Source organism: Prevotella sp. tc2-28 (assembly GCF_900107705.1).
Classification (GTDB): Bacteria; Bacteroidota; Bacteroidia; order Bacteroidales; family Bacteroidaceae; genus Prevotella.
Genome location: NZ_FNRE01000004.1, coordinates 39,217 through 53,618 on the forward strand (window position 1 = coordinate 39,217; position 14,402 = coordinate 53,618).

General features: G+C 50.6%; 11 protein-coding genes. 3 read left to right on the forward strand and 8 right to left on the reverse strand.

The genetic code is table 11. From position 1 onward, the window contains the following. From BLU47_RS04615 to BLU47_RS04650, 8 genes are all read right to left on the reverse strand, one after another. On the reverse strand, window positions 1-954 hold the full coding sequence (locus BLU47_RS04615) for a phosphoribosylaminoimidazolesuccinocarboxamide synthase (RefSeq protein WP_091959094.1): 954 nt from the start codon (window positions 952-954) through the stop codon (window positions 1-3). After that, complete coding sequence (locus BLU47_RS04620; protein WP_091959097.1) at window positions 932-1,900, reverse strand: PhoH family protein; 969 nt, start codon at window positions 1,898-1,900, stop codon at window positions 932-934. Before BLU47_RS04620 ends, BLU47_RS04615 begins: the two co-directional genes overlap by 23 nt. Window positions 1,901-1,981: 81 nt before the next feature. Beyond that, window positions 1,982-2,791 (reverse strand): hypothetical protein, encoded by an 810-nt coding sequence (locus BLU47_RS04625; RefSeq protein WP_091959100.1) that lies wholly within the window; start codon window positions 2,789-2,791, stop codon window positions 1,982-1,984. Next, window positions 2,715-4,538, reverse strand: coding sequence for a YgiQ family radical SAM protein (locus tag BLU47_RS04630; RefSeq protein WP_091959102.1), 1,824 nt, complete (start codon window positions 4,536-4,538; stop codon window positions 2,715-2,717). Before BLU47_RS04630 ends, BLU47_RS04625 begins: the two co-directional genes overlap by 77 nt. A 24-nt stretch (window positions 4,539-4,562) precedes the next feature. Next, the gene (locus tag BLU47_RS04635) at window positions 4,563-4,910 is read right to left on the reverse strand and encodes a hypothetical protein (protein WP_091959105.1); all 348 of its coding nucleotides are present in this window, start codon (window positions 4,908-4,910) and stop codon (window positions 4,563-4,565) included. Window positions 4,911-4,921: 11 nt separating this feature from the next. Further along, window positions 4,922-7,810 (reverse strand): golvesin C-terminal-like domain-containing protein, encoded by a 2,889-nt coding sequence (locus tag BLU47_RS04640; protein ID WP_091959107.1) that lies wholly within the window; start codon window positions 7,808-7,810, stop codon window positions 4,922-4,924. A gap of 2 nt (window positions 7,811-7,812) precedes the next feature. After that, window positions 7,813-8,367 (reverse strand): 1-acyl-sn-glycerol-3-phosphate acyltransferase, encoded by a 555-nt coding sequence (locus tag BLU47_RS04645; protein WP_091959110.1) that lies wholly within the window; start codon window positions 8,365-8,367, stop codon window positions 7,813-7,815. A 9-nt stretch (window positions 8,368-8,376) separates the two neighbouring features. After that, entirely contained in the window at window positions 8,377-8,637 is a 261-nt protein-coding gene (locus BLU47_RS04650; RefSeq protein ID WP_091959113.1) for a hypothetical protein, read from the reverse strand. Window positions 8,638-8,824: 187 nt separating this feature from the next. Between BLU47_RS04650 and BLU47_RS04655 the strand changes: the two genes are divergently transcribed. Genes BLU47_RS04655 through BLU47_RS04665 form a run of 3 tightly spaced genes read left to right on the forward strand, consistent with a single transcriptional unit; the run spans window position 8,825 to window position 14,401 of the window. Beyond that, complete coding sequence (locus tag BLU47_RS04655) at window positions 8,825-10,459, forward strand: diphosphate--fructose-6-phosphate 1-phosphotransferase (RefSeq protein WP_091959116.1); 1,635 nt, start codon at window positions 8,825-8,827, stop codon at window positions 10,457-10,459. Window positions 10,460-10,467: 8 nt separating this feature from the next. Further along, complete coding sequence (locus BLU47_RS04660; protein ID WP_091959118.1) at window positions 10,468-11,358, forward strand: glycoside hydrolase family 25 protein; 891 nt, start codon at window positions 10,468-10,470, stop codon at window positions 11,356-11,358. 40 nt (window positions 11,359-11,398) lie between these two features. Continuing rightward, window positions 11,399-14,401 carry a glycoside hydrolase family 2 TIM barrel-domain containing protein gene (locus tag BLU47_RS04665; RefSeq protein ID WP_091959617.1) on the forward strand — a complete coding sequence of 1,001 codons (3,003 nt, stop codon included), beginning with the start codon at window positions 11,399-11,401 and terminating at the stop codon, window positions 14,399-14,401. Window position 14,402 lies beyond the last annotated feature (1 nt).

Here is a 14,402-nt window from a genome sequence, read left to right on the forward strand (position 1 = left end):
TTAGAAGCCTCTTGATTTCAGATATGAGTTGACATTCTCCTCAATGCGTTTGGCGATATCGTCGCTGTCGGCAGCTTTCTCAAAGCGCTCGCCGATGATGTGCTCATAAAGCTCGATATAGCGGTCGCTGACGCTCATCGCATATTCGTCGGTAATCTCGGGCATTACCTGTCCGGGTTCGTTCATGAAGTTATGCTCGATGAGCCATTGGCGAACGAATTCTTTGGAAAGCTGTTTCTGGGGCTCGCCCTTGGCTAACTTCTCCTCGTAGCCGTCAGCATAGAAGTAGCGGCTGGAGTCTGGGGTGTGAATCTCGTCAATGAGGTATACCTTACCATCGCGCTTGCCGAACTCATATTTAGTGTCTACGAGAATCAGTCCTTGCTTCTCGGCAATCATCTGTCCGCGTGCGAACAGCTTACGGGTGTATTCCTCCATCACTTTGTAGTCCTCTTCCGACACGATGCCTTGGGCGATAATCTCCTCGCGCGAGATGTTCATGTCGTGACCCTCGTCAGCCTTTGTGGTTGGCGTGATGATGGGCTCGGGGAAGCGCTCGTTCTCTTTCATGCCATCAGGCAACTTGACACCACATAGTTCACGGCAACCGTTCTTGTACTCGCGCCAGGCAGAACCTGTCAGGATGGAGCGGATAATCATCTCCACGCGGAATCCCTCGCACTTCAGACCAACGGTCACCATAGGGTCAGGAGTAGACAGTTTCCAGTTCGGGCAGATGTCGCAGGTAGCATCGAGGAACTTGGCGGCAATCTGGTTCAGTACCTGTCCTTTGTAGGGAATACCCTTCGGTAGGATGACGTCGAAGGCTGAAATGCGGTCGGTAGCCACCATGACCATCAGGTCGTCGTTGATATTGTACACGTCGCGTACCTTTCCGTGATACACGCTTTTCTGTCCATTGAAATGGAACTCAGTCTTTGTTAATGCTTTCATTGCTATTGTTGTTTTTGTCAAATCTCTCATATGCGTTGACGATGCGAGTCACCAGTTTGTGGCGCACGATGTCCTTGCGGTTCAGCTCTACTATACCGATGCCTTCCACACCGCTGAGTATCTGTAGGGCTTCCACCAGTCCCGATTTCTGCGTGCGAGGCAGGTCTATCTGCGTCATGTCGCCCGTGATGATCATCTTCGTGTTCCAACCCATGCGCGTCAGGAACATCCTGATTTGCTGGGGAGTCGTGTTTTGTGCCTCGTCCAGGATAACCACCGCGTCACTTAGTGTGCGTCCGCGCATGAAGGCCAGCGGCGCTATCTGAATCACGTGCTTGTCCATCATGTCCTGTAACTTTACCTGTGGAAGCATATCCTCCAAAGCGTCGTATAGCGGTTGCAAGTACGGGTCTATCTTGTCCTTCATATCGCCGGGCAGGAATCCCAGTTTCTCGCCTGCCTCTACAGCCGGTCTCGACAGGATAATGCGCTTGGCGGTCTTCTCTTTCAGAGCCTTTACGGCCAGTGCTATCGACAGGTATGTCTTGCCCGTTCCTGCGGGTCCTACGGCAAATACCATATCGTTTTCCGCATAGGCATCAATCAGTCGCTGTTGGTTCTCTGAACGGGCCTTGATGGCGCGTCCAGACATGGAGTAGCAGACCACTCCTTCTGGTACCTCGTCCTTGGTGCGATGCCCTTTCACGATGTCTAGGATGTCCTCTTCGCGCAGTGCGTTAAACCGCAGAACATGTTGGCGCATGCGTTCAGTTGCCTCTTCGAACGAAGCCATCTGTTCCTCGTCACCCAACACGCGGATGACATTGTCACGAGCAACGATGCGCAGTTTCGGATATAATGCCCGCATCATCTGCAGGTGCTGATTTCCTATGCCGTAGAACATCACAGGGTCGATGTCCTCTAAAACAATATGCTTCTCTATCAATACTAACGTTTTTTTAATTTACGTGCAAAGGTACAAATTAGCAAGCTAAATCCAAAATAAATTGGGATTTATTTTTTTACACTACACATCTAGACGAATATAGGTGCGGTCGTCGAAGGAGTTGAAGTCGGGGTGGAAAGCTTTGGTGGCTTGGAATTCGGGACTGATGTTCAGCGGATCAGTGGCGCGTTGATGCTGGAGTCGTTGTTCGCTTTCTGCCAGTGTGGGGCAAAGGAAAGGGTATCCGTCGGAGGCTAACACAATTTGCCAGGGACGGAAGTCGAGGGTGATGATGCGGACGTGCTCGCGAGGAATGTGGAAGCCGTCGATGACGCTGTAGGTTACGTTCTGTTGGCGCATAGTGTCAATCATCTGGGCAATAATTACCTGGCGCGCTGTGTCGTTGCGTAACAGTTCGTCGATGGTCTTGCCTTCTGCCAGTTGTCGTTTGGCTTCCTCAGCGCGCAGGGCAGCCAGTTGGGCCTCGTAGGGCTTGGGGTTGTCGTAATATTCGCCACCGACAAGACATTGACAGTCGCCTACCATCCAAATCTCTCGACAGACGCGGCTGAAGATGATAGCCGAGCAGGTAAGCCGGTCTTCGGGATGGTCGGTAAGCCGTTGGAGCATGGATTTCTTGTAGTGCTTGCGGATATAGGCCGTTACACCCGTCAAAAATTGTTCGCACGTGGTGGTCTTGGGCATGTGACTGATATAGCGGGCAGTGAGTTGCATGGCATAGCGGCCGTTGGAGCGCAACAGGCTATGCCGATAGTTGGTCTTCGAAGTGCTGCCGTCAATGACGGCGACGAAGTCATTTGTGACGACGATTCCGTCCTCGCTTTTCTTCTTTGGGTTCTTGGGTACGAGGTTTTGCTCGATGATTTCCATTCTTGCTGTCTTTGTACCAGAAGAAATAGTCGCGCTGAGCTAGTTTCTCCTGTTGTGTGTGAGCCGTATAAACGGGTTCGAGGGTATAGGGGTCGTAGCCTGTATAGAACATCTCGGTAGAGACGGTCATTGGGGTGGGTGTGAAGTCCTGTACTTGTTCCAGTCGATAGCCCATCTTGCGTGTGAGGGCGGCCAGTTCTGCCATGTCTGCCTCTGTGCATCCTGGGTGGCTGGAGATGAAGTACGGAATAATTTGCTGGCGCAGTCCCTCCTCACGGTTGATACGGTCGAATATGCGCTTGAACTCGTAGAACTGCTGGAACGACGGCTTGCGCATCAGATGGAGCACACGGTCGCTGGTATGTTCAGGAGCCACTTTTAGTCTTCCGCTGACGTGTTTGGTAATTAATTCACGCGTATAGGCTGTTGCTGCCTTGTTGGCAGTCTCGTCTTTGCTACGATATAGAAGCAGGTCGTATCGTACACCGCTGCCGATAAAACTTTTCTTAACCTCGGGCAGTGCGTCAACGGCATGATAGATGTCTAGCAATTTACTGTGGTCGGTATTCAGGTTGGGACATATCTGTGGTTGGATACAGCTGGGACGCTTGCATTTCTCACAGATGTTCAAGTTGCGTCCGTGCATACCGTACATATTAGCTGAAGGTCCGCCGAGGTCGGAAAGATAGCCTTTGAAGTCATCCATCTGTACCACCTGCTTGACCTCCTTGAGAATACTCTCCTTGGAACGGCAGGAGATGAATTTGCCCTGGTGGGCAGAAATGGTGCAGAAAGCACAGCCGCCAAAACAACCTCTGTGGATGTTGACCGAATGCTTGATCATCTCATAGGCGGGAATACGCTTGCCTTTGTATTTGGGATGTGGCAGACGGGTGTATGGCAGGTCGAATGAGGCATCGAGTTCTGCAGTTGTCATCGGAGGATAAGGTGGGTTGACAACGACTGTCTGCCGTCCTGTCTGTTGTAGTAACCGGTGGGCGTGCATCATGTTGGACTGTTCCTCGATGTGTCTGAAATTCTCGGCTTGCGACCGTTTGTCGCGCAGGCATTCCTCGTAGCTGTGCAACACGATGTCATCATCGCTAGGCGAGATGCGGTCGGTCAGGTAGACTGTCTGGGGAATGTCGTGAGGAATATCCGCAATGGAACTGCCGACAACCGCCAGTCGGTTGGCCAGTTCGATGATAGGTTTTTCGCCCATGCCGTAGATGATGAGGTCGGCCTGTGCATCACAAAGGATGCTAGGGCGTAATTTGTCTTGCCAGTAGTCGTAGTGTGTCAGTCGGCGGAGTGATGCCTCGATGCCGCCTAGGATGATGGGAACGTCAGGGTACAGTTCGCGTAGGATTTTGGAATAGACGATGGTGGGATACTCCGGACGCAAGTCGTGACGCCCGTCGGGACTATAGGCATCCTCAGAGCGCAGACGACGGTTGGCCGTGTATTTGTTGACCATCGAGTCCATGCAACCAGGAGCAATGCCAAAAAAGAGTCGTGGGCGTCCCAGTTTCTTGAAATCACGGTAGTCACCATGCCAGTCGGGTTGTGGCACGATGGCCACGCGATAGCCCGCTGCCTCTAAGGTGCGCCCGATGACTGCTGCGCCGAAGGATGGATGGTCAATGTATGCGTCTGCCGAGAAGAGGATGATGTCCACCTCTTCCCAGCCACGCAACTCGAGTTCCTTCTTTGTTGTTGGCAGAAAATCTGTCAGCCTATACTCCATGGTCTAATCTCTTACCTCTCACCTCTAATTAAATGGTGTTCCTTGTAGTGCGCGGGTTGTCATGCCCAGGTCGTTGCTTCCGCGGTTTTTCCAGTTGATAAATAACAACACCAACTGTTGCAGTCCGAAAGCTTTCATGTTAGCATGATAGATGACGTCCAGGCACAGATCCAACAGCCGTTTGTCCTTGCCCGCCTCGGAACCTAATAGTGAGCGGATATTCAGTTTGAGTTTGTCGAGCACTTGCTCGTCAACATACCCATTGGAGTCAATCAAGTCACGGAAGAGCTGATAGTCTTCAATGGTTTGCAGGTGATCTTCGCTGATGTCGATACTACGCGTACCGCTTGAGTTAGTTTGAATCTTGTACATAGTTTGTAGTTTTATTTTAATAGAAAGTTAAGTATTCCGTTCATAATGGCAGCACGTTTCTGTTCGCCCTTGATGCACTCGAAGGGAATGCCCATGACGAAGGAACGGTAGTCGCTGCCTTGGTATGCAACACCGGCACCATAGCCGTCAGCATATTGTAAGGCGGTGTAAGCCGGCTTGACAGGTTGCAGAATGTCAGACGAAGTGGCTGCATAATGCTCCTCATTCAATTGTCTCCAATAGGGTATGGTGGTACCCATGCCGTTCAGATAATCGGCGGATATCATGTTACGTCCGGCATATTCGCATTTCAGCGTGTTAGCAAGGAACTTGTTGTCGCTGCTGTTCATGTTGTCGCGTCCGATATAGGCACCGCTAACCATGAGAGCACCGCCATGAGTCGTGAAGTTTTTAAGCACGCGCTGCATCGACGGATTGAATGTTTTATAGAAGTTCAGGCTGTGTCCATCGTAATATTCCAGTCCCAGTACAAGGTCGATGGCAGCACATTTGCGCAGGCTCGCATTACCCGTTTCCAATGCCTCGCTCGAACAACTAACGATATTGTACTGGCCTACGGAAGCAATGGCTTCAGCGTGTGTCTTGACGTAGTTGAAGTCGTTACCGGCAATGAGCATACCTGTCAGTTCCTCACCGGTATAACCCAATCCGCCGTCCTCGATGCCCATCTTTGTGGTGTCGAAGTTGATTTGTCGCCCAGACCATCCATAGGTGGGACCATAGGTAATGCCAGGATCCTCGTCGAGGTCAAAGCCTTGTTCCTCCGCTGAGTTGCGTACGGCAGGAGAAGCCAGACGGTGGAACCCGTTGACAATCATTATCGTTTTTTTTGCGCGAGGCTGATAGTAAGCTGAAAGGACCTCCGTGGGGAAACTTCGACCGCCACGATTGACGGCTGCCACCTTGAAGTGATACAGCAGTCCAGGTTCCAGTTTCATGGTGTGCGAGTTCTTCGCACGGATATAGGTTCCATTGTCGAAGTCTGCCTCTCCGATAGCCGTATAGAGAATATATCCCGTAGGTTTTGCTGTTGGCTCTTGTGGGTCGTTCACCGCGTCCCAACTAAGCTTTACCTCGTCATCATTCTTAAACTCCACCTGGAAATGGTCAGGAGTCAGTGGAGCCACTATAAAGGGGCGTCCATGCTGGTCGTTGACGTATCGTAGAATGGTTTTGTAGATGGAACGTGCTAATGTGAATCGGAAGTTGGGATCCTGTCCGAAACGCATGTCGGGAAAGTTCTGGTGTGACATTGTCTCGAGGATAGCACTCGGAACCTCTGGTAGTCTTGTTTCCGAGTAGTTACGGTCGAAAAGCTCGCGACGATTCCATTTGCCGTATTTGTATTTGATGTCCAGAAGTTCGTTGCTCAGCAGGGCATCGGCAAAGTCACGCGATGCCATACGAGAGATGCCGGCATTCAGTTTCCCGTCGTTAAACTTGGTGGTGCAGATGCTCAGCGAACCAATCAGTCCCTGACCGTCCTTGGCATAGCCAGCGTCGCTGTGTACTGCCAGTGAAAGTTCGAAAGGTACCTTGCGTCCTTCCATGTTAGGCATGTAACACGAACCACCTCCCAATAGGTTGAGGGTATACGAACGAACATTGATGTCGTCCGCATAGTCGTCGGCACCATTCTTGCTGCTATATACGGAGTAGGGCATACCCGCCCATTGTGCCGAGTAGCGAGCACCTTCCAGCGCTCGCGGCAAACCGCTAACCGTTCCGAAACGTTCGATGTTGCCCATGCCGCCTCCAAAGCGCACTGCATCCGTTGTAATCACACCATCCTGACTGCTCTGGTTCGATACCGTTATACGGTTGAACTCGCTGTAGCCTGCGTCAAAATCGAAGGTGCCGAGATAAACCCACGTGCTACCACCCATCTTCTGGTTGACATGAAACTGGGTGCGCTCACCACGGTGCCATACTGTGTACAGCACGTCGTCGACGCTATTGGGCAATGTCTGGTAACTCACATAGACGGCATAGCGACCAGCCTTGCGGAAATCTGGCTGATAGGTCGCCAGTGAATAGCGCGACTTGCTGCTAGTGGTTCTTACCATGCGGGCGGTACCGGCTTCAAAGGGATTCTCCTGGTCGTGGTAGGCTCCTGCGTGCCAAGCAAAGCCTCGTTGGTTTGTGCTCATCCATTTGCTATGTGAGGTCACCTCGATATAGTTACGTTTCGAACCGTCGTTGTCTACGATGACTTCCTCCTTCTGCCAGTCACGTTCTCTGGGTGAGAATACGACGGCACCAGACTGTTCTAGCATGGGGATGAGGTAGGGGATGACAATGGTCTGTGTAAACAAGTCCTCGGTGGTACCGAAGAGCTTCGGGCGCTGCCAGCGCCAGTAACCTCTTGACTGGTCGTAGTAGCGTCCGTGACTGGCCCATAGCACGAGGTGTCGGTTCTGCAGTCCATGAGTGTATTTGACGGGGTGGGAGATGTCCTTTACCCAAGGTTCACCGTCGTAGTCTATGTCGCTCCATAGACGGGATTTGTCAGCATTCTGTGAGAGCCGGTTGGGTATCAGTTCGCTGATTTCCATACCGTTGGTGATGATGGTCACCTGATAGTCGCGATATGGCTTAGGTAGTTCACCCTTTACCTTTTTATATATATGGGCAGTCACCTCTGGGGTAAATTCCTGAGCGGCAAAAAACTCGTCAGCGGTAATTGTCAGTGTCTTGGCGTCGTTGTCCAACTGGTAGTCCACCATGTGTGGAGCCTGCGTTAGCTTGGTGCCTTTTGGCTTGTACTTCCTGAAATAATCTTGTAGCCTTTCTGTCAGTTTTGCTTCGTCCTTAGCGGTTTGTGCACATAAGGATGTAAGCGTGAAAAGGTAGAAAAGTAAGATAACAATCTTTTTCATGTTTAAATTTCTCCTATCGTGAAGTTCTCCGGGTGTTTACCCTTGAACCCCTTGAAATACAATTTAATTTCCCGCATCTGACTGTCGATGTCGCCATTGGGAATAATGGTCTTTGTGCACTGGATGTGTCGTTTTTCGTAATCCACTCCGTAGAGCAGAATGGGTAGTTCGGCTTTTTGTGCGATATAATAGAACCCCTTTTTCCATTCAGGGTTCAGCGAGCGAGTTCCCTCAGGTGTAATACACAGATGGAACGTGCGTTCCTGACGTGCCGTTGCCGCCAGGTTGTCCGTCATACTGGTTTTCTTGGAGCGCCAAACGGGAATGCCTCCCATCTTGCGGAAGATGGGCCCCAGGGGCCAGAAAAACCACTCCTTCTTCATCAGGAAATTGCTCTTCATGCCTTGCGCACCGATATACAACTGGCCTATCAGGAAGTCCCAGTTGCTGGTATGCGGAGCCAAGCAGATAATGTATTTGTCCGGATGCTCCTCAGTAATGTCGGCTGTCCATCCCATTCTCTTGTATAGCAGCCAGTTGCAGAATGATTGCCACATAGTCTTCTTTTAGTTGTTGATTTGGTCTACGATATCACAGATCTGAGCAACTAAGTCTTCTCTCAGCTTCTTGTAATACTTGGCAGCCGGCATGCCAGGCTCTGGATGTGAGATGCGTCGGATGAAGTCGTCCTGCATCTTCACGGTGCTGTAGATGAGCGAGTTTGCCGTGTCGTGCTTATTGCCGTAAAGTGATGCTGCAATACATTCAGCAATCAGTTCTTCGCATACCAGGTTAATGTTTCTTTTCAGTTCTCTTTTGTTTGCCATTTCTAATCCTCCTTATTTTTATAATAATATCGTTTCGAACGTCAAAGATACGCAAAATATTCGATATATCTCAACTTTCTGCACAAAAAAATATTAAAATGCGTATTTTCTTTCCGTTTTTCAGAGAAAAAGCGTATTTTTGCAATTCGAAAATTCAATTATTCATCATTTTATAATATTAAAGAAAATGGAAAAAAGTGCATTGCAGAAAGCAAGAGCCGCTTACCAGCCGAAACTGCCAAAGGCGCTTCAGGGTGCGGTAAAAGTAAAGTTAGGTGCTCCGACACAGAGTGTAGGAAATCAGGAGGAGATCAAGAAACTCTTCCCTAACACTTACGGTATGCCTATCGTTGAGTTTGAGCCTGCTACGGAGGCTAACACCACAAAGATGAACGTAGGTATCATCCTTAGTGGTGGTCAGGCTCCTGGTGGTCACAACGTGATTACCGGTCTCTTCGACCAGATTAAGAAACTTAACCCAGAGAACCGTCTTTTCGGTTTTATCCTTGGTCCTGGTGGTCTCGTAGACCATAACTATATGGAACTGACCAAGGACATCATTGATGAGTATCGCAACACTGGTGGCTTCGACATGATTGGCTCGGGCCGTACTAAGCTGGAGAAGGTTGAGCAGTTCGAGAAGGGACTGGAGATTATCCGTCAGTTGGATATCAAGGCTATTGTCATCATTGGTGGTGACGATTCAAACACCAATGCCTGCGTGCTTGCTGAATACTATGCAGCCAAGAACTATGGCGTACAGGTTATCGGTTGTCCGAAAACCATTGATGGTGACCTTAAGAACGACCAGATTGAGACCTCGTTTGGCTTCGATACTGCTTGTAAGACATACTCAGAACTGATTGGTAACATCGAGCGCGACTGTAACTCAGCGCGTAAATACTGGCACTTCATCAAGGTGATGGGCCGTTCGGCTTCACACATAGCTCTGGAGTGTGCCCTGCAGACCCAGCCCAACATCTGTCTCGTCAGCGAGGAAGTGGAAGCTAAGGAGCAGAGCCTTGACGATATTGTTACCTACATCGCCAACGCCGTCTGTGTACGTGCTGCCGAGGGTAATAACTTCGGTACCGTGATTATTCCTGAAGGTCTGATTGAATTCATTCCTGCCATCAAGAAGCTCATTGCCCAGCTGAACGACGTACTCGCTTTGCCTGAGGCTAAGGGACTGAACAGCGAGGAGCAGATTGCCTTCGTGAAGGCGCACATCTCTGCAGAGAACCTGGCTGTCTTCAACTCTCTTCCCGAGGGTGTTGCCCGTCAGCTTGCCCTCGACCGCGATCCTCACGGAAACGTACAGGTATCACTCATCGAGACCGAGAAGTTGCTGAGTTCTATGGTAGCTGTCAAGCTCGACGAATGGAAGAAGGCTGGCAAGTTCACCGGTAAGTTCTCTGCTCAGCATCACTTCTTCGGATACGAAGGACGTTGCGCAGCTCCTTCAAACTTCGATGCCGACTACTGTTACGCATTGGGTACCAGTGCTGCTCAGCTCATTGCCAACGGCAAGACGGGCTATATGGCTATCGTGAAGAATACAACCGCTCCTGCCGAGCAGTGGATTGCGGGTGGTGTGCCCATCACGATGATGATGAACATGGAAAAGCGTAATGGTGAGATGAAGCCTGTTATCCGCAAGGCCCTCGTTGAGTTGGACGGTGCACCTTTCAAAACGTTTGCCGCTCAGCGTGACAAGTGGGCAAAGGATACCTGCTATGTATATCCCGGTCCTATCCAGTATTGGGGACCGACGGAGGTATGTGACCAGCCTACTAAGACGTTGGCTCTTGAGAAGGCTTAATTATTAACATGCCTTCTAAGAAGACACAACATAGAAAATCGACATCCGGGCGCCGAATGAGTCCTGTGGCTCATAAGCGTCCGAGTGTCTTTGTTCGTCTTCTGCAATACATGCCAGGATGGGCAGTGTGGATAGGCGTAGCAGCCATTGTGGCTGTCTACGTCTATTTCTTCTATTATATGTTCGTGAGTCCTTATGGGTTTCGTTGGCGCGCTCTCTATGGTGATGTCAGCTATCCTGAGGGCTACGAGATTCATGGTATCGACATCAGTCACCACCAGGGTGATATCGACTGGACGGAGCTTCGCGACAAAGGTGTTATCAACAAGTCGCCAATCCGTTTTATCATGATCAAGGCGACGGAGGGCTCTACACAGATTGACGAGAACTTCATCGACAATTTCTATCAGGCCCGTGAGTACGGCTTTACGCGTGGGGCCTACCATTTTTATAGTGTCCACACGTCGGCACGCCAACAGGCAGCCTTCTTCATCAAGAACGTCAAGCTAGAAAATGGCGACCTTCCACCAGTGCTCGACGTGGAGCACAAACCGAAGAATCAGAGTGATGCCGATTTCAAGGCCAGCGTGCTGGCTTGGCTCGACATCGTGGAGCGCCATTATGGTGTGAAGCCCATTATCTACACCTATTATAAGTTCAAGATGAGATACCTGAGCGACCCCGTGTTCAATCAGTATCCTTATTGGATAGCCCATTATTATGTGGACAAGGTGGAGTATAAGGGTGAATGGAAGTTCTGGCAACATACCGATGTGGGCAAGCTGCCCGGCATCAAAGGCAATGTCGATTTTAATATATACAATGGTTCCTACTACGATCTGCGCAAGCTCACCATCGGTGGTGTTGAGCAGATTGGCGAGGATGCGTATGCTGAGTGACTGAATCCGGAATCTAAACTAAATTATTATCCTAACTATGATAAGAAACATTTTAATATCTTTACTTATCGCCTCGTCGGCTGTTCCTGCATGGGCAGGCAAACAGGATGCCGAGTGGAGGAATCCTGAGAAGAATCAGGAGAACCGTGAGGCTCGTCGTGCTAACTTTTTTGCTTTCGAGAGTGAATCGCTGGCTCGTGCCGGTGAGAAGGCGAAGTCTTCCTGCTACCTCTCTATGGAAGGAATGTGGCGTTTCCGCTTTGTGAAGAATCACCAAGAGGCACCACAACGGTTCTACGAAATCGATTTTGATGACTCCCAATGGGAGGATTTTCCCGTTCCTGGACTCTTTGAGCTTAATGGACACGGTGACCCTATCTATAAGAATATTGGTTATTCGTGGGCAACCACATTCGACACGAATCCACCGTATATCGGAGAGACGGAAAATTATACGGGCAGCTATCGCCGTACCTTCGTTCTGCCTGAGTCATGGGCTGGTCAGCAGGTCTTGTTCCATGTGGGTTCTGCCACCAGTAACCTGAAAGTATGGGTTAATGGACGATATGTCGGCTATAGTGAAGACTCAAAGGTAGCTGCTGAGTTCAATATTACAAAATATCTAAAGAAAGGTCGCAACCTCATCGCCATGCAGGTGATGCGTTGGTGCGACGGCTCCTATCTCGAAGATCAGGACTTCTGGCGTCTGACGGGTATCGCACGCGAGGTCTACCTCTATGCCCGTCCTTCCGACCATGTGAAAGACCTTGTTGTCACACAAGATTATGCCAACGGCAACGGTTTACTCTCCGTCGACGTCCAGGCTCCCAAGAGTCTTGAGGTAGAGGCGCGTCTTGAGGATGCTGAAGGCAACGTGGTGGGCACTGGTCTTCAACAGACCGTTCCGCAGGTTAAGGCTTGGACTGCCGAGACCCCTTATCTCTACACTTTGTTCGTCAATGTCAAGAAGAACGGTCGTGTGGTACAGTCTATCCGCCAACACGTCGGTTTCCGTCATGTGGAGATTAAGGACGGACAACTGCTCGTCAACGGACAGCCCATTCTCATTAAGGGCGTCGACCGTCATGAGCTCGACCCTGATGGAGGCTATATCGTCAGTATGGAGCGCATGCGTCAGGATATACGTATCATGAAACAGCTCAATATCAATGCCGTGCGCACTTCCCACTATCCTGACGATCCTCGTTGGTATGAACTATGCGACTCGGCAGGTCTCTATCTGGTAGCCGAGGCTAACCTCGAGAGTCACGGCATGGGCTATGGTGAGGGAACACTTGCTAAGCGCAAGGACTTCCGGCAAATGCACCTGGAGCGCAATCAGGGAAATGTGCTCACCTTGCGCAACCACCCCAGTATCATCATATGGAGTATGGGCAACGAGGCAGGCTACGGACCAAATTTTGAGGCTGTCTACGACTGGATTAAATCGGTAGATACCTCGCGCCCCGTTCAGTATGAGCAGGCGGGTAACTGGGGGAAGACCGATATCTTCTGTCCGATGTACTTCTATTATCGTGACTGCGAGAAGTATGCCCAGACGGATAATCCCCGTCCGCTCATCCAGTGTGAGTATGCCCACGCAATGGGCAACTCGATGGGTGGCTTCAAGGAGTATTGGGACCTCATTCGCAAGTATCCGAAATATCAGGGTGGCTTTATCTGGGACTTTGTCGATCAGGGACTGCGCGATAAGAGCAAGGTTACAGGCAAGGAGATTTTTACCTATGGTGGTGATTACGGACGCTATCCCGCTTCCGACAACAACTTCAACTGCAACGGCATTATCGCTCCTGACCGCCGTCTGAATCCGCATGCCTATGAGGTAGGTTATTATTATCAGAACGTCTGGATAACCGATCAAGACCTAAAGGATGGTAAGTTTGAGGTTTATAACGAGCATTTCTTCAAGTCGTTGGATGGTTGCCAACTGGAGTGGAAGGTCAAGAAGCACGGTGGCGTGATTGACCTTGCTGGCATTGCTCCACAACAACGCAAGACTTTCGAAAGTGCTGAGCTGAAGCTGGTGCTGGCGCGTGTGCTTTCTCATCACGCCGACGATGAGGTTGTCGTGAACTTTACTTGCAAACAGGACGGGCAGGTGGTTAGCCGTCAGCAGTTTGTCGTCCAGTCTTACAAGTTCCCCGAATTGAAAGCCCAGCAAGCTTCTGTCGTCAAGGAGGAGACGAAGAGCTATATCAAACTCATGGCAGCAGGTACCACGATGACTGTTGGCAAGTGGTCGGGCATGATTGACTATCTCGATGTAGATGGACAACCTATGCTCATTGATCGTCAGAGTATTTCGCCCGAGTTCTGGCGTGCTCCTACCGACAACGATTATGGTGCCAGACTGCAACAGAAGTTTAGTGCTTGGAAGCATCCGCAGATGAAGGTCACCTCATGTTCTGTCGTTGACAACAGTGTGATTGCCAACCTCGACCTTCCGATGGCTACGCTCACCATGACTTATACCCTTATGGCAGATGGATCCGTCATCGTCCGTCAGCAGATGGAGCCCAAGGCCGACCAGAAGGAGACCTGGATGTTCCGCTACGGCATGCAGCTGCAGATGCCCAAGCAGTATGATAGGGTAGAGTACTACGGCCGTGGTCCTCACGAGAACTATTGCGACCGTAACAGCAGCGAGTTCATAGGCCGCTATAAGAATAAGGTGGCTGACGAATACTTCCCCTATGTGCGTCCCCAGGAGAGTGGCAACCACACCGATGTCCGCTGGTTCATCGTCTCTGACGGTCAGCGTGGCTTGAAGTTTGAGAGTACAGCACCTATGGAGTGTTCTGCGCTTCCTTATCTGACTGAAGACCTCGATGGTGGTGTTAGCAAGGATGCACACCACATGCACAGCGGCGACCTCGTGGAACGCCCGTTGACACAGGTGCATATCCAACAGCGTCAGATGGGACTGGGGTGTGTCAACTCGTGGGGCGCTTGGCCTGAGGAAGTTTATCGCATCCCGTTGGAAGCCTACGACTTCCAGTTCCGCATCACGCCAGTTCGCTAAG